The organism is Chitinolyticbacter meiyuanensis, assembly GCF_008033135.1.
Classification (GTDB): domain Bacteria; phylum Pseudomonadota; class Gammaproteobacteria; order Burkholderiales; family Chitinibacteraceae; genus Chitinolyticbacter; species Chitinolyticbacter meiyuanensis.
Window position 1 is genome coordinate 2,552,253 of sequence record NZ_CP041335.1, and the last position, 20,511, is coordinate 2,572,763.

19 protein-coding genes are annotated in these 20,511 nt (G+C 64.7%); 4 read left to right on the top strand and 15 right to left on the bottom strand.

Annotated elements, in window-relative coordinates; all coding sequences use genetic code 11:
* Positions 1–31: 31 nt before the first annotated feature.
* Complete coding sequence (locus tag FLM21_RS12120; RefSeq protein ID WP_148715809.1) at positions 32–691, bottom strand: HAD-IA family hydrolase; 660 nt, start codon at positions 689–691, stop codon at positions 32–34.
* A gap of 120 nt (positions 692–811) precedes the next feature.
* Between FLM21_RS12120 and FLM21_RS12125 the strand changes: the two genes are divergently transcribed.
* A complete protein-coding gene (locus FLM21_RS12125) occupies positions 812–1,711 on the top strand; it encodes a helix-turn-helix domain-containing protein (RefSeq protein WP_148715810.1) in 900 nt (299 codons plus the stop codon).
* 33 nt (positions 1,712–1,744) lie between these two features.
* Here FLM21_RS12125 and FLM21_RS12130 read toward each other — a convergent pair whose 3' ends face one another.
* The 11 genes from FLM21_RS12130 to fumC form a co-directional block, all read right to left on the bottom strand.
* Entirely contained in the window at positions 1,745–3,061 is a 1,317-nt protein-coding gene (locus tag FLM21_RS12130) for an esterase-like activity of phytase family protein (protein WP_222846695.1), read from the bottom strand.
* Positions 3,062–3,196: 135 nt separating this feature from the next.
* Positions 3,197–3,757 (bottom strand): hypothetical protein, encoded by a 561-nt coding sequence (locus tag FLM21_RS12135; RefSeq protein ID WP_148715811.1) that lies wholly within the window; start codon positions 3,755–3,757, stop codon positions 3,197–3,199.
* A 122-nt stretch (positions 3,758–3,879) separates the two neighbouring features.
* Positions 3,880–4,881: an ADP-glyceromanno-heptose 6-epimerase gene (rfaD, locus tag FLM21_RS12140; protein WP_148715812.1), complete on the bottom strand. Its 1,002-nt coding sequence runs from the start codon at positions 4,879–4,881 to the stop codon at positions 3,880–3,882.
* 233 nt (positions 4,882–5,114) lie between these two features.
* Entirely contained in the window at positions 5,115–5,264 is a 150-nt protein-coding gene (locus FLM21_RS20840) for a hypothetical protein (RefSeq protein ID WP_187359881.1), read from the bottom strand.
* Positions 5,254–7,023: a glycoside hydrolase family 9 protein gene (locus FLM21_RS12145; RefSeq protein ID WP_148715813.1), complete on the bottom strand. Its 1,770-nt coding sequence runs from the start codon at positions 7,021–7,023 to the stop codon at positions 5,254–5,256. The genes FLM21_RS20840 and FLM21_RS12145 overlap by 11 nt, the downstream gene beginning before the upstream one ends.
* A 147-nt stretch (positions 7,024–7,170) precedes the next feature.
* On the bottom strand, positions 7,171–8,049 hold the full coding sequence (locus tag FLM21_RS12150; RefSeq protein ID WP_148715814.1) for an ROK family protein: 879 nt from the start codon (positions 8,047–8,049) through the stop codon (positions 7,171–7,173).
* The gene (gene ung, locus FLM21_RS12155) at positions 8,049–8,726 is read right to left on the bottom strand and encodes a uracil-DNA glycosylase (RefSeq protein ID WP_148715815.1); all 678 of its coding nucleotides are present in this window, start codon (positions 8,724–8,726) and stop codon (positions 8,049–8,051) included. Before ung ends, FLM21_RS12150 begins: the two co-directional genes overlap by 1 nt.
* Positions 8,723–9,208, bottom strand: a complete 486-nt coding sequence (locus tag FLM21_RS12160) for a PilZ domain-containing protein (RefSeq protein WP_187359882.1) — start codon at positions 9,206–9,208, stop codon at positions 8,723–8,725. Before FLM21_RS12160 ends, ung begins: the two co-directional genes overlap by 4 nt.
* A gap of 28 nt (positions 9,209–9,236) precedes the next feature.
* Entirely contained in the window at positions 9,237–10,022 is a 786-nt protein-coding gene (locus tag FLM21_RS12165; protein ID WP_148715817.1) for a TrmH family RNA methyltransferase, read from the bottom strand.
* A gap of 40 nt (positions 10,023–10,062) precedes the next feature.
* Positions 10,063–11,097 carry a lytic murein transglycosylase B gene (gene mltB / locus FLM21_RS12170; RefSeq protein WP_148715818.1) on the bottom strand — a complete coding sequence of 345 codons (1,035 nt, stop codon included), beginning with the start codon at positions 11,095–11,097 and terminating at the stop codon, positions 10,063–10,065.
* A gap of 126 nt (positions 11,098–11,223) precedes the next feature.
* Positions 11,224–12,621, bottom strand: a complete 1,398-nt coding sequence (gene fumC / locus FLM21_RS12175) for a class II fumarate hydratase (RefSeq protein WP_148715819.1) — start codon at positions 12,619–12,621, stop codon at positions 11,224–11,226.
* A gap of 210 nt (positions 12,622–12,831) precedes the next feature.
* On the opposite strand from fumC, the gene FLM21_RS12180 reads away from it, so the two are divergent.
* Positions 12,832–15,768, top strand: coding sequence for a DNA translocase FtsK (locus tag FLM21_RS12180; protein WP_281284945.1), 2,937 nt, complete (start codon positions 12,832–12,834; stop codon positions 15,766–15,768).
* Positions 15,769–15,807: 39 nt separating this feature from the next.
* Here the strand turns inward: FLM21_RS12180 and FLM21_RS12185 are convergent, their stop codons facing one another.
* The gene (locus FLM21_RS12185; RefSeq protein WP_148715821.1) at positions 15,808–16,971 is read right to left on the bottom strand and encodes an aminotransferase-like domain-containing protein; all 1,164 of its coding nucleotides are present in this window, start codon (positions 16,969–16,971) and stop codon (positions 15,808–15,810) included.
* Between the two features lie 220 nt (positions 16,972–17,191).
* Here FLM21_RS12185 and FLM21_RS12190 point away from each other — a divergent pair, with 220 nt between their 5' ends.
* Complete coding sequence (locus tag FLM21_RS12190) at positions 17,192–17,647, top strand: MarR family winged helix-turn-helix transcriptional regulator (RefSeq protein WP_246120715.1); 456 nt, start codon at positions 17,192–17,194, stop codon at positions 17,645–17,647.
* 124 nt (positions 17,648–17,771) lie between these two features.
* Positions 17,772–18,722, top strand: a complete 951-nt coding sequence (locus FLM21_RS12195) for a dihydroorotate oxidase (protein WP_148715822.1) — start codon at positions 17,772–17,774, stop codon at positions 18,720–18,722.
* A gap of 48 nt (positions 18,723–18,770) precedes the next feature.
* On the opposite strand, the gene FLM21_RS12200 is transcribed toward FLM21_RS12195, so the two are convergent.
* Together FLM21_RS12200 and FLM21_RS12205 are read right to left on the bottom strand one after the other, a co-directional pair.
* Complete coding sequence (locus FLM21_RS12200) at positions 18,771–19,397, bottom strand: DNA-3-methyladenine glycosylase family protein (protein ID WP_148715823.1); 627 nt, start codon at positions 19,395–19,397, stop codon at positions 18,771–18,773.
* Positions 19,394–20,413 (bottom strand): metal-dependent hydrolase, encoded by a 1,020-nt coding sequence (locus FLM21_RS12205; RefSeq protein WP_148715824.1) that lies wholly within the window; start codon positions 20,411–20,413, stop codon positions 19,394–19,396. The genes FLM21_RS12200 and FLM21_RS12205 overlap by 4 nt, the downstream gene beginning before the upstream one ends.
* Between the last annotated feature and the right edge of the window lie 98 nt (positions 20,414–20,511).

Genomic DNA, 20,511 nt, shown 5'->3' on the forward strand with positions numbered 1-20,511 from the left:
ATACCCGCTTCGTCTGAGTCGGCCGGTTCCATTACGCCGCGATTGCAGGGGTATCGTCCGGCAGCAGCAACATGCCGGTCGCTTCATCCCAGCGCACCGCGCTGTAGTCTGCGATGCGGGCAATCACGCCTTCCTGCGCCGGCACATGGTTGCCGACCAACACCACGCGGCAACCGGCGGCCAGCGCGGAGGCGAGCCCGGCCGCAGCGTCCTCGAACACGATGCAATCTCGCACCGCCACGCCCAAGCGCTGGGCTGCCAGCAGATACGGATCGGGCGCCGGCTTGCCGTGCTCGACCAGTTCGGCGGTGACCAGCACCTGCGGCAACGGCAGGCCACAGTGATCAAAACGCATTCGCGCCACGGCATCGCAGGCGGAGGTCGCCACCGCCCAGCGACTGGCCGGCAGCGCCTGCAGCAATGGCAGCGAGCCGGGCAAGGCCACCTGGCCATCGACCACCTCGGCCTCAAGCGCCTCCAGCCAAGCCACCTCGGCGGCGGTATCCAGATGCGGTGCGATCAGGCGCACCGTATCCTCAGTACGGGTGCCGTGGCAGACGCGAATCACCTCCAGCAGATCGAGCCCATGGCGTTCGCACCAGATGGCCCAGATCGATTCGACGGCCACATGGGAATCGATCAGCGTGCCATCCATGTCGAACAACAAGGCAGCGGCGGAATGGGCAGGCATGGCAAGCAGTCCTTCTTCTTGGGTTGATGCCGTGACGTTACGCCGATCAAGCAGGCCAACCATGCAGACTTGGCGCGAATTTCTCTACAATCGGCTCATTGCAGATAGAGGATTTGAGCCATGCTGACGCGTGAACTCGTAGGCCAGACCTTCGGCCAGGCGTGGCACTACCTGTATCTCGAAGCCGAACAGGTGCCTTTTCTCTGGCATCACCATCCCGAGTTCGAGCTCACCTTTACCCGCCACGCCCGCGGCATGCGTTATGTCGGCGACGACGTGGCGCCGTTCGGCGAGCTGGACCTGGTGCTGGTGGGCCCCAGCCAGCCGCACACCTGGCAAGCGGTGCGGCGCGACGATGGCGGCCTGCAGCAGGTGCAGGTGGTGTACTTCCGCGAGGAATGGCTGCGCACGCTCGGCGAGGGCGGGCTACCCGAGCTTGTATCACTGGCAACCTGGCTGGCCAATGCACGCGGCGGCATCGTCTTCAGCGCTGCATGCGCCGCAGTGGCCCAGCCGTTGTTCGATCGATTGCACGCGGCACGCGGTGTGGCACGGCTATCGCTGTTGCTGCAGTTATTCGAGTTGCTGATGAACGATGATGTGGCGCGGCGGATCGATGGCCGCAGCGGCAACATCAGCGAGGATGGCCGGGTGAAGGCTGCGCTCGAATATCTGCAGCAGCATTATCGCGAGGCAACCACGCTGGCCGATGTCGCTGCAGCCGCGCATACCAGCCCGGCAACGCTGAAACGGCTGCTGCATGGCGCGCTCGATACCAGTGTCACCGACATCGTGCAGCAGCTGCGGCTCGGTCATGCGTGCAATCTGCTGATCACCAGCGAATTGCCGGTGGAGATCGTGGCGGCACAGAGCGGCTATGCCAGCCCCAGCCTGTTTTATCGCCAGTTCGCCCGGCAACGCGGTGTGTCGCCCGCCGCATTTCGCCGCCGCCACCATCTGCGGCACGGCGAAGGCGCGCCGCCGTCACTGGAGTTCAATCCGTGCGGCGGCAACGCGTGACCAGGCAGCGAGAACAAGGCCGGCGGGTAAAGCCTACTTGGCGTAGTACTGCTTGAGCGGCTGCTTGAGATGGATCAGCCACAGCTCGCTCGCCTCCTGGCTGGGCTTGATCTGATAGCCGCTACCGCCCACCAGCTTGCCGTCGACGATCTGGGCGTCGTCCACGTCACCGCTTTCCAGGCTGGCCTTGAGGCCGAAGTCGTTGTCGTTGGTCACCGCGATCCCGCCATCGAACAGCGCCAGCCCTTCCGCCTTTTCGTGTGGCCAGCCCAGCTCGCGCAGGTCCAGCACCCGGGTCTTGCCGGCCAGCTTCACCTTGGCGAGTTCATCGGCACTGGCAAATTCCAGCTCCTTGCCGTCCGCGGTCTTCTTGCCAGCCAGATCCTCGGCCGCCGCAAGATCGATGATGTAAACGATGTTGCGCATCACCTTGTCCGCCCCCTTGCCCTGCTCGATGGTCAGCAGATGGGTGTCGTCGATGGCGACCAGATCGCCGATCTTGGCATCGCCCGGCTTCTTGTAACTGGTATCGATCGGGTAGCCCAGCATCCGCGTTGCGCCGGTCTGGGGATCGAACTCGACGATGCGGGTGAAGCCCGCCTTGTTCTTGCTCTTGCCATCAATATCGAGCGTGGACTGCACCGCCGCATAGACCTTGCCGGAGGGAGCAACCGCCACACCTTCGAACCCCCGGTTGGGCTGGCGGAACTTCAGCACCTCGGGCAGGCCTGCGCCGGGCGCCAGCTGGCGCAGGATGGCCCCGCTCTTGCTGTCGACGTGAAGCAGGAACGGCCCATACTCGTCGGCCAGCCACAGGTTGCCATCCTTGTCCTGCGCCACGCCTTCGGGATCAACGCCGCGTTCGCTGTAACCCAGCGTGGGCTGCAGTGCATCGGTCAATGCGACTTCGCCCGTCGAGCCCGTATTGCCCGGCTTCAGCGGCAGGCCGGACATCGGCTTGCCATCGCGCGATAGCGGCAGGCGGCCGGTGACAGTCGCGGCTTCGGCCAACTGCACCCGGATCTGCACCAGCTGCGGCACATAGCCAGGTGCAGCGAATACCTTGGTCGGCACCTTGTCATCGCCCTGTTTCAGGCTCGGCGAATCGCCGTTCGGGCCGCGGTCGGTCAGTGACCAGAATGTCAGGGAGCCGTCCTTTTCCACCTGCTTGAGCGTGATGCCGGAACCGGGAGCGAGCGGAAAGCCCTGAGGGAACTGACTCGCGTTGCGACCGGCGTACGGCACATTGTCCTTGGCATTGATCTGCAAGGCATAGCGCTCGACCGCGCTGACGGCAGCGTGATCGGTATCGACCAGTTCGAATGGGGTGGCATGTGCAGCAACGGTCATCAACATAAAGGGCAGCAAACGGGTCAGCACAGCAGGCTCCAGGCAGGAAGAGCCGGATACGATATGACGGAAAGCCTTCAATTCAATGACAACAAAAAACGCCGGCAGTGCCGGCGTTTTTTTGATCAGAACCGATTACTGCGCAACCGGCAGCTCGATCCACATGGCCAGCGCACGCTTGTAGCGTACCTGAACCTGATCGCCAACGGCCACGTTCTCAAGACGGGAACGATCACGTACTTCCACTTCCTGCACGCGACCTTGCGGGCCCTTCAGCTTGACGAGGCCCTTGGCCTTGTCGACAGCCACCACATCGGCACTGACAAGCTCGGTCCGCTCCCAGGTGGCGCCTGGCTTGTCGCCGGCTTCGGTACGGCCGGCGCCTTCTTCACTGCTGACCTGCGGCAGGCCAGCGCCCCCCTTCACCAGATCGAAGGCGAGTGCGCGCTCGACCTGCACGGCCGCCACATCACCCGGCTTCAGCTGTTCGAAGTTACGCACCACCGACGAAACGGCGAGATCGGTCAGTTCGCCATCCGGCAAGCGCAGCGTGACGATGCGGTTGGCGGCATCGATGGCAACGATTTCGACCCGAACCTTGTCGGTCTTCTCGAACAGGAACAGGTTTTCATCAGCCATCGCCCACGGCGTGAGCATCAGTGCAGACAATGCAACAGCAAGAAAAGTGCGCTTCATAGTTTCCCTTGGGTCAGTTTTTGCAACTGTTATACGTTAGCGCACTCATGTTAATGCGCAAGTAAACCACCAGCCACAACAGAAAAGCGCATTGTCATATTTTTGCCGCACCTTGATTGGTTCTACCGCTGCAGCAGTTGCTGCACATAGCGCTGCACACCCTCTTCCACCGTGAGGAAAGCTTCGTCGTAGCCCGCTTCGCGCAGCAACGTGAGGTCCGCCTCGGTGAAGCTCTGGTACTTGCCCTTCAGCGCATCCGGGAAATCGATGTACTCCAGCAGACCTTGCGCAATCATCTCCTCGCGGGACAACGGCGCTAGCCCATCTGCAGCACGGCAGCTGTTGACCACGGTGGTGGCGACGTCGTTGAACGGTTGGGCGCGGCCGGTGCCCACGTTGTAGATGCCACAGACTTCCGGATTGTCGAGGAACCACAGATTGACCTTGACCACATCCTCCACCGAAACGAAGTCGCGGGTGTGGCTGCCAGGGCCGTAGCCACCGTATTCGCCGAATAGCTTCACCTTGCCGGTGGCACGGTACTGGTTGAAATTATGGAAGGCCACCGAAGCCATGCGCTCCTTGTGCCATTCGCGCGAGCCATAGACGTTGAAGTAGCGAAAGCCCGCCACTTGCGCCGTGATGCGCTCTTCCTCGATGCGCCGGCGCAGCACCTGATCGAACAGCAGCTTGGAATAGCCGTAGACATTCAGCGGCGCTTCGCAATCCGGATCCTCGTAGAAACCATTCGTGCCGGCACCATAGGTCGCGGCGCTCGATGCGTAGAGGAACTGCACCTCCTCGGCCTGGCACCATTCGAACAGGTTGAGCGTGTACTGGTAGTTGTTGTCCATCATGTAGCGGCCGTCGTGCTCCATGGTGTCGGAGCAGGCGCCCTGGTGCAGGATGGCGCTGACTTCGCCGTCGAAGCTGCCGGCGGCCAGCTCTTCGATGAAGTCTTGCTTGTCGAGGTAGTGCGCGATCTGGCAATCGACCAGATTGCGGAACTTGTCGCCGCGCTTGAGATTGTCGACCGCGATGATGTCGGTTTCGCCACGCGCGTTGAGCGCCTTGACGAGATTGGAACCGATAAAGCCGGCTGCGCCGGTGACTATGATGGTCATGGAAGTGTCCTTAAAGCCCGCAGCGGTGCGTCTCGATCCAGGCCGCCAGCAGCGCGTAATTTGCTGCCGAATGCTGCCATGCCACGGCATCGAGTGCGCCAAAGTCGGCAGTATCCCCGATTTGGCGCCAGAGCTCGATAGCCTCGGCGCAAGCCTGCGCCATCTCCAATGCGCCAATGGCACGATAGGCCGCAACAAACCAGCACCAATCAGGCCCCACTGCGAAGCCCGGATCAAACTAGATACGCAAAGCCACCGTTGTCGATCAGGCCTTGGGCGGTCACGATCACCATCACCGTTCGATCGGCCTCGGCAGCGGTCGAGGGATCGAAACCCCAAGCTTCGATCCGCTCGCACGCCCAAACGATGGGATCAGCCGGCATGCCCCAAGCGCGTGCATAGCGCTAGCAGCAGCCAGGCGCCATGTGGCATCCATTGCTCGGTCCAGCGCCAGCTGTTGGCCATGGTGACCTCTTCGGTACGGTGGTAATCGATGTCTTGGTCGTCATCGAATCCGCCGGTGATGCCATTGCACACGCCGCCAGGGGCATTGAAGAAACCGGGTTCATAGCGTGGATTGTTGCGGCCCCAGCCCTGCAGCATGCACACGTCGTACGGGTTGGCACCCAACAGCCAATCGAGCGCATATTGCGCGTGCTGCTGCAGCCGCGTCGCGAACTCCGGCTCGCCCGCGAATAGGACTGCACCGCGTTGGTAGGCGCTGGCGATCGAGCCCAACCGGGCGTTCTCGCCCTGCCACCAGTATTGGGTTTCGTTGTCATGCGGGATGAAGAACTGCACCTTGCCGGGCTTGCCGAACTGCTTCACATACTGGCGCGGATAGCCGAACGGGTTGCTCACCGCATCGCGGATGGTGATCTCGTAGTTGAAGGCCAGGCGCAGCGCTGCGCGCACGCGGCCCACCAGCGGATTGTCCGGCGCCACTTCGATGAAGCGCATCAGCGCGACCAGCGGCAAGCCCGCTTCCGCGGCATGGAAATAGCTGCGCTCGCCAGCACTGTCCGCCTTGAACCAACCCTCGTCGCTTTGCCGCGCCAAAAGCTTGAGCACCCGCCGTGCCGCAGCGTCGGCGTAGCTGGCCTCGCCAGTGATTGCCAGCAACTCGACGGCAGCGAGCAGCGCACAATAGTCGTCGATGATGTTTTCGGTGCCGTCTTCCAGATACTCGAGGTTGTGCGCCTCCAGATGGGCAAAGCCTTTGGCCGCGGCGGCCAGGTAGTCTGCCCGATGGAAGCCTTCGCCATCCCGCGGCAATTGCGAGGCGCGCGCCAAGGCGGCGATGGTAACGCCAGCGCCCTGGCGGTAGGCAGCCTGGTAGCTGGAGAACTTCTCGCCGCCCAACCGGTATTCGCAGATATCGCGCTGGTTTTCATCCTTGCTCCAGCGATCGAACACCGTCATGTAGAAATAACCGGCCGAATCCTGCAGCCGCATCAGGAAGTCGGCACCATGCAAGGCCTCGTCGACAAAGCGCTCGTTGAACCACTTGCTGTGAAAGACCATCGCCTCGTCCAGCTTTTCAGGTTCGTCCACGCGCTCGGCAATCCATTCCGGGCGCTGCGGCAACTGGGCCAGGCTTTCGATCAGGCTCCAGACGGCGATGGGTGTCTGCTGTGGATTCATGTACTGCGCGTAGGACAGGTGCGACAGGTATTTCGACACATCGCCGGAAGCGTCGTACCAGCCACCGTGCACATCGCGGTACTCATCCGAGCCGAACTTGGGCCGCGCATGGTCGGCCAGATCAAACAGGCCGGTACAACGCTGGCCCTTGATGTAGTGGACGATGTCGGAAACGAGATGCTCACCGAGCAAGCGGCGGCGGATAGCAAAAGTGTGCGACACCAGTGGTGGCTGCACGGCATCGAGTGCGAGGAAGTATTCGCCCTCGGTATCCAACGCAGAGAAATCGGCCAGCCAGTAATGCTTGAGCGCGCCCTGTGCCTTGCCCCACCCGGCCACGGTGCCCACCGCCTGGAAAGTGCCCCGATGCAGCGCCTCTCGCGTGCGCTGGTCGTAAATGGTGTAGGCCGTATCGGCAAAATCGGCCGGCGCCTCAAGGATGGCGCGCTTGCGGGAGGCAGGTTCGAAACCGAGGTGATTGAGCAGCAGGCGGGACATGAAGCAATCCGGATAGATCGAGAAGTGGGGCGATTATCGTCGTGTCGCCAATGGGCGGGATCGCCAACTGGACTTAAGACAATATCAGCAAATTACCATTCGCCCCCGCCCGACGCCAGACTTGGCTGCACTTCGGCTTGCGTGGAATCAAACCGGCTGATGCGTCAGATACCAGTTGCGCGCCGCGCCAATCATGCCAGCGTGGTTGCCGGCACTGGCCAGCACCACACCGCTCATGCCGCGAAACTCAGGCATCAGGATCTCATCCAGCGTTGCGCTGATCTCGGCAAGAAAGCGCGGACCGCGCCCGGTGATGCCGCCTCCCAGCACGACGCGCTCGGGATTGAACGCATAGATCAGGTTGGCGATGCCGGTTGCCAGCAGCGACAGCCAATCGCTGACCACCGGCACCAGTCGCGCATCCCCGGCATCGTAACCGGCGAACACGCTGCGACCATCCCAGGCTGCATCGCCAGTGGCAGCAATCGCGGCACTGACCAGCCCGCGCATCGAGGCGTGGTCCTCCCACAGCTTGCCGTCGATGCGCATATAGCCCCACTCGCCGGCCGCGGCACGATGGCCGCGATACAGCCGGCCATCGATCACGATGCCGCCGCCGATACCAGTGCCGATGGCGATCGCCAGATAGTGGGCAACGCCCTGCGCCGCACCGCGCCACCCTTCCGCCAGCGCAACACAATTGACGTCGTTCTCGACGGTGACAGGCAGGCGACAGGCCTGTTCCAGTCGTATCTTCGGCGAAATGCCGATATAGCCCGGGATCGCTTCGGCAGCGGCAAGCACGGTGCCATCGTGCGGTGATACCAGCCCCAGCGTGGACAGCGCGATGCCGTGCGGCGCATGCGTAGCGATCAACTCGGTTGCCACTGCTTCGATGCGTGCCAATACGGCTTCCGCACCGGCAGCGCCAGCGGTGGCCATGCTGTGCGCCAGCAGCACGTCGCCCGCTTCGTTCACCAACCCATACTTGACCTGGGTTCCCCCGATATCGAACGTCAGCAGCATCAACGGATTTCCCAGTCGATCGGTGCCTTGCCGACCGATTGCAGGTACTGGTTGGCAGCAGAGAAGTGCCCATTGCCGATGAAGCCACGATGCGCCGACAGCGGCGACGGGTGCGGCGACTCGAGCACGCAATGGTGCGTGCGGTCGATCAGTGCGCCCTTCTTCTGCGCATGCGCGCCCCAGAGCATGAACACGAGATGGTCGAAATCGTTCGACAACCTGGCCACCAGCGCATCGGTGAACGGCGCCCAGCCCCGCTTGGCGTGCGAGGCGGCGCAATCGGCTTCTACAGTGAGCGTGCTGTTGAGCAGCAGCACGCCCTGCTCGGCCCAATGCTGCAGATTGCCGTGTTGCGGCGGCGTCAGACCCAGATCACGCGCCAGCTCCTGCCAGATATTGCGCAGGCTGGGCGGCACCTTTACACCACGAGGCACGGAAAAGGCATAGCCATGAGCCTCGCCCGGCCCGTGATATGGGTCCTGCCCCAGAAGCACCACCTTTACTGCGGCAGGCGGCACCGCCTCCAGCGCCGCGAACCACGCGCCCTTGCGTGGATAGAGGGTAACGCCGGCATCGAGCTCCGCAGCGAGGAAATCGGCCAATTTGTCGAACGACGGTTGCAGCACCACCGCCGGATCGGCCCACGCTGCGGGCACCATCTGAGCCAGCCAGTTCATGTGGCCGCCTCGCGTTCGCGGCGGATCTGCTCGCGGTGATGTCGGAAAACCATGCGCTCGAATGCCTCTTTCAGTAAATCATCGTGGATCAGCCAGTGCGCGGTGATACGGTGGCCGCGTCCGACCGGCTCACACGCCACCACATGGGCAGGCAGCGTTAATAAATAAGGCAGCGTGGCGCTAGGGCTGAAGCCAAGCCAGCCGTGTTCACCGGCGATCAACGGGCTTTCCTGTCCCCACACCACGTGCTCGATACCGATGCGCATCGGCACGGCAGGCGGCAGTTGCGGCGTGATCAGGCGCGCCAGCCACACCAGCTGCAGGTCGAGCTTGGCCTCGTGCTCTCCTGGCTCGTCAGCCACCGGGTGCTCCATCGCGGCAAGCACATGCAGAAAGCGCGCCGCCTCAAAGGCACTCTGGCGCGCTTCGGCCAGCCATTGATGTGGCAGCCGGGCATCGAAATAAACGCCATCCTTGATCATGGCCGCACTCCGTTCCTTGATGCGTCCATTATACCGCCGCCCCCAGGCCGGCCTGGCGCACCCGCTCATAGAGGCAGATCGCGGCAGCAGCGCCAACGTTGAGCGATTCGATCCCCGTCACCATCGGAATGCGCAGCCGCAGGCCGGCACGTGCGGCGAGCTCGTCACTGACGCCAGAGCCTTCCGCTCCAACGACCAGCGCCAACGGACCGGAGAGATCGGCGGCGTACAGATCGACGGCGCCGTCGAGCAAGGTCGCAGCGATGCGCCCCTCGAAGCGGTCCGCAAACGCCAGCAAATCGGCCCGCTCGACCAGATCGAGTACGAATTGCGCGCCCATCCCGGCACGCAGCACCTTGGGTGACCAGATGTCGGCGCAGCCCGGAGACAACAATACCTGTTGCACACCCGCTGCTGCCGCCGTACGCAGAATGGCGCCAACGTTACCGGGATCCTGCACGCCATCGAGCAGCAGGCACAGGCCATCCTGCCGCACCGATTTCGGTTCGGGAATGCTGACCATTGCCAGCACCCCGCTGGGGCTGGGCAACTCGGAAAGCGCGGTATAGAGCTCGTCGCTCAGCACATTCAACGGTGCCGGCGTGCGGGCGCGCAGCGCAACGATCTCCGGATTGGCAAAGCCAGCCTCGGTCACGACCAAACGCTCGATCGACCAGCCAGCATCAAGCGCACTCGCCAGTAGGTGCGGGCCATCGAGCAGCGTCTGCCTGCTCTTTAGCCGCTCGCGCCGCAACGTCGCCAGCTTGTGCAGTTGTTTGAACAACGGATTTTGATGCGAATGTATGAAATCCATGAAGCGGATTGTAGCGCGCGCCCTGCGGCGCGTTCAGGCCTCAGCGCTTGCGTTTGGCCTTGGCAACCGGCGCCGGCTTCAGATCCACCTCGTCGGTATAGGCTTGGCGGATCGCTTGGGCGAGCTCCACCACCGCCGTTGCGTAGTGCTTGCTGCGGTTGTAGCGGGTGATCGCGTAGAAGTTGCTGAAGCCCAAGTAATAGCGCTCGACGCCGGGCTCGGTTTCCAATGTGAACACCACCGCAGGTGCAGCTGAGTCGAGCTCGGTGATCGGCTGCACGCCGAGCGTCATCAAATCGCCGGCACTGCGGGTGAGGTCGAACGGCTGCGCCATGATATCTGCGAGCTGGTGATCCGGCGCCACATTGACCGCAGTGATGTCCGGGCCATGACGCTGCCAGCCGTGCTCGGCAAGGTAGTGGGCAACGCTCGCGACCACGTCGTCGGCGGTGCCCCAGATGTCGCGATGCGCATCGCCATTCCAATCCACCGCCCATTGCCGGTAGCTCGATGGCATGAACTGCGGCCAGCCCATCGCCCCGGCATAGGAGCCAGTGAACGACAGCGGGTCTTCCCGTTCCTCGCGCGCCAGCACCAGGAATTCGGTCAGCTCCTTGCGGAAGAAATCGGCGCGGCGCGGGTAGTCGAAGGCCATGGTGGTCAGCACGTCCAGCACGCGGTAGTTGCCGGTGCTACGGCCGTAGTTGGTCTCGATGCCGACGATGGCGGTAATCACTTCCTGCGGCACACCGTAGCGCTGGTACACCGCATCGAGCTGCTCCTGATAGCGCCGCATGAAGCGGGCGCCGCCTTCGATGCGCGATTTCACCAGGAAGTTGCCGCGGAACTGGTACCACGGCTTGCTGGTGCCCGGTTTGTCGAAGTATTCGAGGATCTGCGGCTGCGGTGTCACACGGGCGAACAGCGCATCGAGCTCGGCCCGATCGAACTGCTGGGCAATGGCCACTTCATCGAGGTATTGCGTCACCTCGGGGCGGGCCAGCAGCGTTTCATCAGCGTGGGACAAGGGGGCAAGCAGGGCAAGCAGGAACAGCGAATTGCGCAGGCGGGACATGCAGACTTCCGGCAGGGCGGCGCGAACGCCGCGTTGAAGAGGTGGCCCGATTGTAGCCAGCAGCCCGCAGGCAGGGAAAGCCAGCCAGCGACGACGCACCGGGCCAGCGTCTTCCTAACAACGCCATCACGCGCTGGGGTGAGTCATGTCGAGCGGCACGATCCAGCGATCGTATTCCTCGGCCGTGACATGGCCGGATGCCAGCGCGGCCTGCTTCAAGGTCAGCCCCTGCTTGTGCGCGTGCTTGGCAATCGCTGCCGCATGGTCGTAACCGATATGGCGGTTCAGCGCCGTCACCAGCATCAGGTTCTGCGCGAGGTTGGCCTCGATCCGCGGCAGGTTGGGCGCAAGGCCCTGGGCACAATGCGTATCGAACGCCAGGCAGGCATCGGCCAGCAGTGCAATGCTCTCCAGCACGTTGTGCACCATCACCGGCTTGTACACATTGAGCTGGAAATTGCCCTGGCTGCCGGCGAACGCCACCGTGGCATCGTTGCCGAACACCTGGGCGCAGACCATGGTCAGCGCCTCGCACTGGGTGGGATTGACCTTGCCCGGCATGATGGACGATCCCGGCTCGTTCTCCGGGATGGTGTACTCGCCGATGCCGCAGCGCGGGCCGCTCGCCAGCCAGCGTACGTCGTTGGCGAGCTTGAACAGCCCGCCGGCCAGCGTGCGCAGCGCGGCCGAGGTCTGCACCAGCGCATCGTGCGCCGACAGCGCGAAGAACTTGTCCGGTGCGTCGACGAAGGCCTCGCCAGTCAGCGCCGCAATCCGCGCAGCGCAGCGGGCGCCGAACTCCGGATGCGCGTTGAGCCCGGTGCCGACCGCGGTGCCGCCGATGGCAAGCTGCAGCACGCCTTCCTGCGCCTGGCGCACCGCCGCCAGACCAAAATCGAGCTGGGCCACCCAGGCGCCGATTTCCTGCCCCACCGTTACCGGCGTGGCGTCCTGCAGGTGGGTGCGGCCGGTCTTGACCACGCCGGCGTAGCGCGTGGCCTTGTCGGCCAGCGTATTGCGCAACGTCGTCACTGCCGGCAGCAGCCCATGCACCACTTGCTCCACCACCGCGATATGCATGGCGGTGGGAAAGGTGTCGTTCGAGCTTTGCCCGCGATTCACATGGTCGTTGGGATGCACCGGCTGCTTGCTGCCGCGCTGCCCGCCGGCCAGCTCGATGGCGCGGTTGGCAATCACCTCGTTGGCGTTCATGTTCGATTGCGTGCCCGAGCCGGTCTGGAATACCACCAGCGGAAATTCGGCATCAAGCCGGCCTTCGATCACCTCGTCCGCCGCCCGAACGATCAGCGTCGCCACCGCCTCGGGCAATTCGCCCAGCTCGGCATTGGCCTCTGCCGCAGCGCGCTTGAGAATGCCGAGTGCACGGATCATCGGTCGCTGCCAGCGAAAGCGTGCCACGCCGATGGGGAAATTCTCGATCGAGCGTTGCGTCTGTGCGCCCCAATAGCGCTCGGCCGGCACCTCGATGGCGCCCATGGTGTCGGTTTCGGTTCGGGTGTTCATGCGGTGCTCCGGAGGGAATCAGGCTGTCCACCAGTAACGGCCCGCCATCGGCGCAAGTCAAGCCGAAAACCGCCCGTGCGCCACAATGGCCGATGCCGTCGGCGCACCGGTTGCCTGTGGTAAGCTGCCAGCGATTCCTGCCGGGCCGGCGACATGGTCCGGCCCATGTTTTGCACGACCCAGGACCGCCCGGTCCGCCGACGTACCGCCATGCTCCAGTCTGCCCTTCCCCGAGATGCATTTCGCCGCGCCCTGCTCTGGGGCCTGCTGGCCGCCATCGCCCTGGTAATGACCGTGCCCGGACCCGCCGCGCCGTTGCGCGCCTTGCTGGGCCAAGCTGCCTGGCTAGTGATCGCCATGCTGGGTCGGAGAGCTTGGCTGGCCTGGCACAGCAAACCCGCGCCGCGCGGCACGGTGCCGCAATACGGTGGGATGCTGCTGCTCGGCATCGGACTCGCGCTGGGTGAATACCTGCTGCATGGCGGCCCACTGCTGGGCGCCTGGCTCAGCCTCGGTGCGACACCACCACGCGCGGGTGTCGGCATCGCCGTATTGATCATTGGCATCGGTATCGGGGTGCCACTCTGGGCCGGCCAGGGCTGGCCCGCCGTGTTCGAGACGACCGGCGTGGCACTGGAGCAGACATGGTCTTCCCGCCATGGCTGGCGGGAGCGCCTTGCTGCCCGCTGGGCCACGCCCGTTGTCGACGATGCGCCTCCTGTCGACATGGCCGATGACATCGCCACACCGTTACCGCGTCCCCGCCCTGCGCCGATGGCAGAAGAAGCCGCTGTTGTTGAACCGGTTGCGCGGGATATTGCACCGTTGCCGGAGCCATCGGCGCCTACGGCATGGTCGCGCGCGCCTACACCGCGCCGCGAGCTGCCGCGGATCGAATTGCCGCATCTGATGGAAAACCTGCAGCGCGCCACGCGTAGCCGCCCGGCTCCGGCGGCTCAGCCACAGCAAGCGTCGCTGCCACTGATCGAGCCAGCCGAAATCCGTGCCCGCCTGCGTGAAATCCACGGCGAGCGCCTGGCCTCACCCGCTCCGGCCCCTAGCTCCGCCGCCGCCAAACCCGTAGCCCCCGCCAGTCGAACCGTGGTTCGCCCGGCAGCGCCACGCCCGAACTTGGCATCTGCTCAAAGTACGCAACTGGAGCTCATCGTTGCGTCAGCGCAGCTCGAAACAGCGCCGATCACCGTCGAGCCCATCGCGCGACCACTGCATGCGCCACTGCCGTTGCCGCTGGCGGTCGAGCCGCCCCCGGCCGTGCTGGCAGCTGAGCTGACCATCGAGCTACCGCCAACGCCAACGCCGGCCACGCCGCTAGCAGAGCCGGAGCAAAAGCCCGCTCTTGCCTGGCCCAGCCTGGAAACCATATCGACCATGCAACGCGCCATGGCGCCCGTCCCCGCCGAGATCGATGTGATCGAGGCAGCCGAGGTACCCGTCGTTGTGCCGTGGGCCGAACCTACGGCTGAAACCGCGATGCCGGCGTTGCCCGGCGCACCCTGGCTCGATGCTGCGCCAGAGCCCATCGCACCCGCACAACCCTGGACGGAAGAGGCTGCGGCACCCGCAGCGTGGGCCGCCGATCTGATCGCCCGCCGGGCGGTGGCACCTGCCCCTGCGCCCCGCACCGAACCGCGCCACTACGACGAAGGCATGCTGCCCGGCGTGGCGCTGCTGACACCGCCCTCCCCTCAGCTCATCGCCATGTCCGACGAAGAGTTGATCGAGCGCGGCATCCTGATCGAGGAGCGGCTGGCCGAGTTCAAGGTGAAGGTGCGCGTGCTCGACGCCTATGCCGGCCCGGTGATCACCCGCTACGAGATCGAACCCGCCGTCGGCGTGCGCGGCGCCCAGGTGGTGAACCTGATGAAGGACCTGGCCCGTGCGCTGGGCCTCGTCTCCATTCGCGTGGTCGAGACCATCCCCGGCAAGACCTGCATGGGCATGGAACTGCCCAATCCCACCCGGCAGATGATCCGGCTCTCCGAGATCCTGGCAGCACCCGAGTTCACCGACAGCGCTTCCAAACTCACCATGGCGCTGGGCAAGGACATCACCGGCAAGCCGATCATCACCGATCTGGCCAAGGCACCGCACATGCTGGTGGCCGGCACCACCGGCTCGGGCAAGTCGGTCGGGGTCAACGCCATGATCCTGTCGCTGCTCTACAAGGCCAGCCCCGAGGACGTGCGCTTCATCATGGTCGATCCGAAGATGCTGGAGCTCTCGGTCTACGACGGTATCCCGCATCTGCTGGCGCCGGTGGTCACCGACATGAAGCTGGCTGCCAATGCGCTCAACTGGTGCGTGGCGGAGATGGAGAAGCGCTACCGGCTGATGAGCGCGATGGGCGTACGCAACCTCGCCGGCTTCAACCAGAAGGTGAAGGATGCGGAGAAGGCCGGGCAAAAGCTCACCAATCCGTTCAGCCTGACCCCAGACGATCCGGAACCCTTGAGCCACCTGCCCTTCATCGTGGTGGTGGTCGACGAGTTCGCCGACCTGATGATGGTGGCCGGCAAGAAGATCGAGGAGCTGATCGCCCGTCTGGCGCAGAAGGCCCGCGCGGCCGGCATTCATTTGATCCTGGCGACGCAGCGGCCGTCGGTCGATGTGATCACCGGCCTGATCAAGGCCAACATCCCTACCCGGATCGCATTCCAGGTGTCCAGCAAGGTGGACAGCCGCACCATCCTCGACCAGATGGGCGCCGAGGCACTGCTGGGCCAGGGCGACATGCTGTTCCTGCCGCCGGGCACCGGTTACCCGCAGCGGGTGCATGGTGCCTTCTGCGCCGACGACGAAGTGCACCGCGTGGTGGAGCACCTGAAGCAGTTCGGCGAGCCCGACTACGTCGAGGGCATCCTCAATGGGGGGTTCGAGGCGGAAGCGGGCGCAGGCGGCCTGGCGCTCTCGGGCGGAGAAGGTGGTGAGGAAGCCGATCCGCTGTACGACGAGGCGGTCGCCTTCGTGGTGAAGAACCGCCGCGCCTCCATCTCTTCGGTGCAGCGACAATTGCGGATCGGCTACAACCGGGCCGCGCGACTGATCGAAAGCATGGAGGCCGCGGGCCTGGTCAGTGCGATGGAAAGCAACGGCAACCGCACGGTACTGGTGCCGCCGCAAGACTGAGGTGACGGCGGAACTTGCCTCACCCCGCAGCCCACCGGATCAGGCCGCCTGGCGCAGCTGCTGCTCGACCAGCGCCGCGAGCTGCGCCAGACCGGCATCGATCCGCGCCTCGCTAGCGTGGCTGAAATTGAGCCGCAGCCAGCCGCCTTGCTGTGCATTCGCGGGGTAGAAGGCCTCCCCAGGCATGACCGCCACGTTCTCGGCCAGTGCTGCCCGCATCAGCGCCATGCTGTCTATCCCTTGCGGCAACGCCACCCAGAAGAACAGCCCACCCGCCGGCAGCGACCAACGCACGCGATCTCCGAAGTGACGGACCAAGCTTGCCGCCATCGCATCGCGCCGCGCGCGGTAGCCTGGCAGGATGCTGGCGACGTGTGCATCGAGCGTACCCGACTCCAGCACGCTGGCAACGATGTGCTGGCTCAACCGGTTGCTGTGCAGGTCGGCTGCCTGTTTCAGCCGGGTAAGCGGCACCACCAAGCCCGGATGAGCGATTAGGTAACCGAGGCGCAGGCCGGGCGCCAAGGTCTTGGAGAACGAGCCTTGATACACCCAGCGAGCGCGGCTCAGGCCAGCAACCAGCGGCGCCGGTGCGGCGCCGTCGTAGGCAAGATCGCGATACGGATCGTCCTCGAACACCATGCCCTCGCTGGCATCGAGCAGCGCGGCAGCGCGCTGGCGCTCGGCGGCGCTGTAGCAATAGCCGCTGGGGTTCTGGAACGTGGGGGTCAGATAGCTCAGGCGTGCTCGCGCGGTTGCCTCCCCCATGGCCGCCCAATCCGGGCCGGCAGCCGGATCGACGCCAAAGGGTAGGAACTCGGCGCCGAACAGGCCAAACGCCTGCAGCGCTGCCAGGTAGGCTGGTGCTTCCACCAATACCGGCGTGCCGGGCTCGACCATCAGCTTGGCGACCAGATCGATGCCCTGCTGCGAGCCGTTCAGGATCAGCACCTGCTCCGGCCTGCAAGCAAGGCCGATGGCCGCGGCACGCGCGGCCACCAGCTCGCGTAGCCGCCACTCGCCTTCGCTCTGGCCGTATTGCCACACGTCCGGCAGGTTCTGGATCAGCGCGGTATCGGGGCGAAACAGTGCGTCGTCGGCCGGCAGGCCGCCGGCAAAGGAAATCACTTCGGGGCGCTGTGTAACCGCGAGGATCTCGCGGACCAGCGAAGGGGTCAGTCGGGCAATGCGTTCAGCGAACATGTGGGCTCCAGGCGATCGGCGGCACGCCCTGCGGGCGTGATTGGTGTCGCAAAATGCACGCGTCGTACGCGTTGGTGTTCACCTTGGGCCTGGGAGCTGGTACGGTTTGCCCTGCCGTGAACCGGCGATCGTGTGGAATGCGCCGTTCGCGGGTGAATGGACCACAATAATTAGTCAGGATGATTGCCATATCCTGCATAACGACAGAACATAAGTCAACATGATTGACATTGAGGAAGGCCGGCTCAACGCCGCATTGGAATTGTTCTATTACGCCTACCGGGCATTCACCACCCAGCCCGATGCGCTGCTGTCTGCGCGCGGCTGGGGGCGGGTTCACCACCGCGTGCTTTATTTCATCGCCCGCGAACCCGGCCTCTCGGTGAACACGCTGCTGGCGCGCCTTGGCGTGAGCAAGCAGGCGCTGCATGCACCACTGCGTGAACTGCAGGCCGCAGCCCTGATCGAGGCCCGGGCGGCAGAGCATGATCGCCGGGTGAAATGCCTGTATCTGTCAGACGATGGTGTGGTGCTGGAACGCGAGCTCTCCGGCAGCCAGCGCGCCATCATGGCCCAGGTGTTTTCCGGCCTGGAAGACGGCGCCAGCGATGGCTGGCGCGCGGTGATGTGCTCGCTGGCCGCCGCCGATACCGGCGTGGTCCGCCGCGACATCTGACGTTTTTACCGCCTGCCGCCGGGCAATCGGCAGGCCTTTTCGCACGCGTTTCTTGATCGGGCGCACAGTTTGCCGCGCCCACCGCGCTTATCCTGACACCACGATGACCGTTGTGGAGCAGGATATGTCCGCCCCCGATCTTTCCACCGAATTCCTGTCGCTGCCGCTGGCCAACCCGTTGATGAACGCCTCGGGCGTATGGTGCACGCGCGTTGCCGAGCTCGAAGCACTGCTGGACAGCGCCGCCGGCGCCATGGTCACCAAGAGCTGCACGCTGACCCGGCGCGACGGCAACCCGGAACCGCGTTATCGCACCCTCACCGGGCCCGGCCTTGCCGGCAGTCTCAATTCCATGGGCCTGCCCAACGAGGGGCATGGCTACTATCTCGACTACGCCGCCCAGCACGATTACGAGCAAAAGCCGTTGTTCTTCTCGGTATCCGGTCTCACGCTCGACGACAATCTCACCATCGTCGCCGCGGCGCGCGATGCCGTGCTACCGGTGCAGCTGGAACTCAACCTGTCCTGCCCGAATGTGCCGGGCAAGGCGCAGCCGGCATACGACTTCGCGGCGATGGACGAACTCGTCACCGAAGTCGCCAGCGCCTATCGCCGACCGTTTGGGGTGAAGCTGCCGCCCTACTTCGATTTTGCCCATTTCGATGCCGCTGCCGAGATCCTCAACCGCCACGATCATCTGGCGTGGGTGACCTGTATCAACTCGGTCGGCAATGCTTTGGTGATCGATACCGCGAACGAATCGACGGTGATCCGCCCCAAGGATGGCTTCGGCGGCCTGGGGGGTGACTATGTACTGCCGATCGCGCTGGCCAACGTCAACGCCTTCCACCGGCGCTGCCCGGGCAAGGTCATCATCGGCTGCGGCGGTGTGCGCAGCGGCGAGCACGTGTTCCAACACCTCTTGGCCGGCGCAACGCTGGTCCAGGTCGGCACGGCCTTGTATGAAGAGGGGCTTGGCGTGTTCAGCCGGCTGAATCGCGAGCTGGCACGCCTGATGGAGAGCAAGGGTTACAGCCGGATCGCCGATTTCCAGGGCGCGCTGCGCACGCTCTGACAAACCCTGCCCCGGCACAGCGGCGCCACAACCCTTGCGCCCACTGAATCAGTACGACACCGGCGTCGGTTCCAGGCTGCGCCACAGGTACCACGATGCTGCCGTGCACCAGGGCTGCCAAGGTTCCGCCAGACGCCTGATCTCCGCCTTGGGCAGGCGCTCGCCGCCGTGGTATAGCAGCGCGATCGCCCGCACGATGCCGATGTCGTCAAGCGGCAATACATTGGGCCGCAGCAGGTGGAACATCATGAACATCTCGGCGGTCCAGCGACCGATACCACGGATGTCGGTTAACGCACCGATCAGCGCCTCATCGTCGAGCCCGGCGAGCAATTCGCGATCGAGCCGACCATCGGCGTGATGGCGTGCCAAGTCAGTCAGGTATTCCACCTTGCGCTGCGACAGGCCGCAGGCCCGCAGCGCAAGCGGATCGGCGGCCAGTACCCGGCGGCTCTCCATCGCGCCGACGGCCTCGACCACCCGGCGCCAGATCGAATCGGCGGCCTTCACCGAGATCTGCTGGCCCACCACGGAGCGTGCCAGCGTCAGAAACACGTCGCCGCGCCCCTCCAGGCTGATGCCGGGATAACTGGCGATCAGCCGCGCCAGCACCGGGTCGTTGGCGGTGAGCTCAGCGCAGGCCTGATCCCACCAACCGGGCTTGCCCAGATTCATGTCGGCTCCTTGGCCGGGCGCCAGATGCGCTGCCATAACTCGCCAAGACCACGGCGACTGGTGAACGACCAATCGAGCTGCTGCGGCCGTACCGGCTGCCACAGCCCCTGGCCGTTCTGTCGCGCCACTGCATAGCGAAAACTGTAATCGGGTTCTGCGCCCATGCGCAGATCGGCCAGCACCAGCGTGCCTTGGCGCGCCTCGGCCTTGACGAAACCATGGGTGAACCACAGCAGCCGCGCCACCGCCGGGGCTTCGGCCACCAAGGCCAGCGCCGCCTGGTCGCTCGGGTAATGCCGGAAGCGGATCGGGCCGCTGTCGGCCACCAGCGAGTAATCACCTTCCAGAAAGCCGTCGGATGTCAGCACCACGACTCGCCATAGCAACGTATTGAACGGCGCCGGCACCGAGAAGCGCGGCGCTTCGGCCAGGCCCCGCGCCGTCAGTGTGCGGGTGGCGACATCGTCGACCCGCGCCTTGGCCAGCAACGACCAGCCGAGATAGGCCGAGCTCAGCAGCACCCCCACCCACAGCCAGCGCTGCGCCGTGGTGCGCTCGCGCCAGCACCAAGCCGCAATGCAACCGGCAATCAGCGGCACCGTGTACAGCGGATCGATGATGAAGACGCTGGACCACATGGTCGGCGGTGCGCTCAGCGGCCACCACAACTGGGTGCCATAGACGGTGAACGCATCGAGCAGCGGATGGGTGACCAGCGCCAGCCAGATCGCCGCCAGCCAGCGCCCCTGCGCCGCTTGTACGGTAGGGCTACGCCAGCGCGCCAGCAACCAGAGCAGCAAGGCCAGCGCTGTGAGTACCAGCAGCGAATGCGACGGCCCGCGATGCCAGGTGACGTTGGTGATGGCATCCACGCCCAGAAGCTTGAGCGGAATGATGTCGAGATCCGGCAGCGTGCCAAGCGCGGCGCCGACCGCCAGCGCACGCCGGCGTTGTGTGGGTGGTGCGGCCAGCGCGGCCACACTGGCGCCAAGCACGATCTGGGTCAGGGAATCCATGGCAACCCGCTGTTGGAGGATGCCGGCGATCGTAGCCGCTCGCTGTACGGGCCACAACTCGATGAGCACTTCCCGTGCTTAGGGCAGCCAGCATTCGG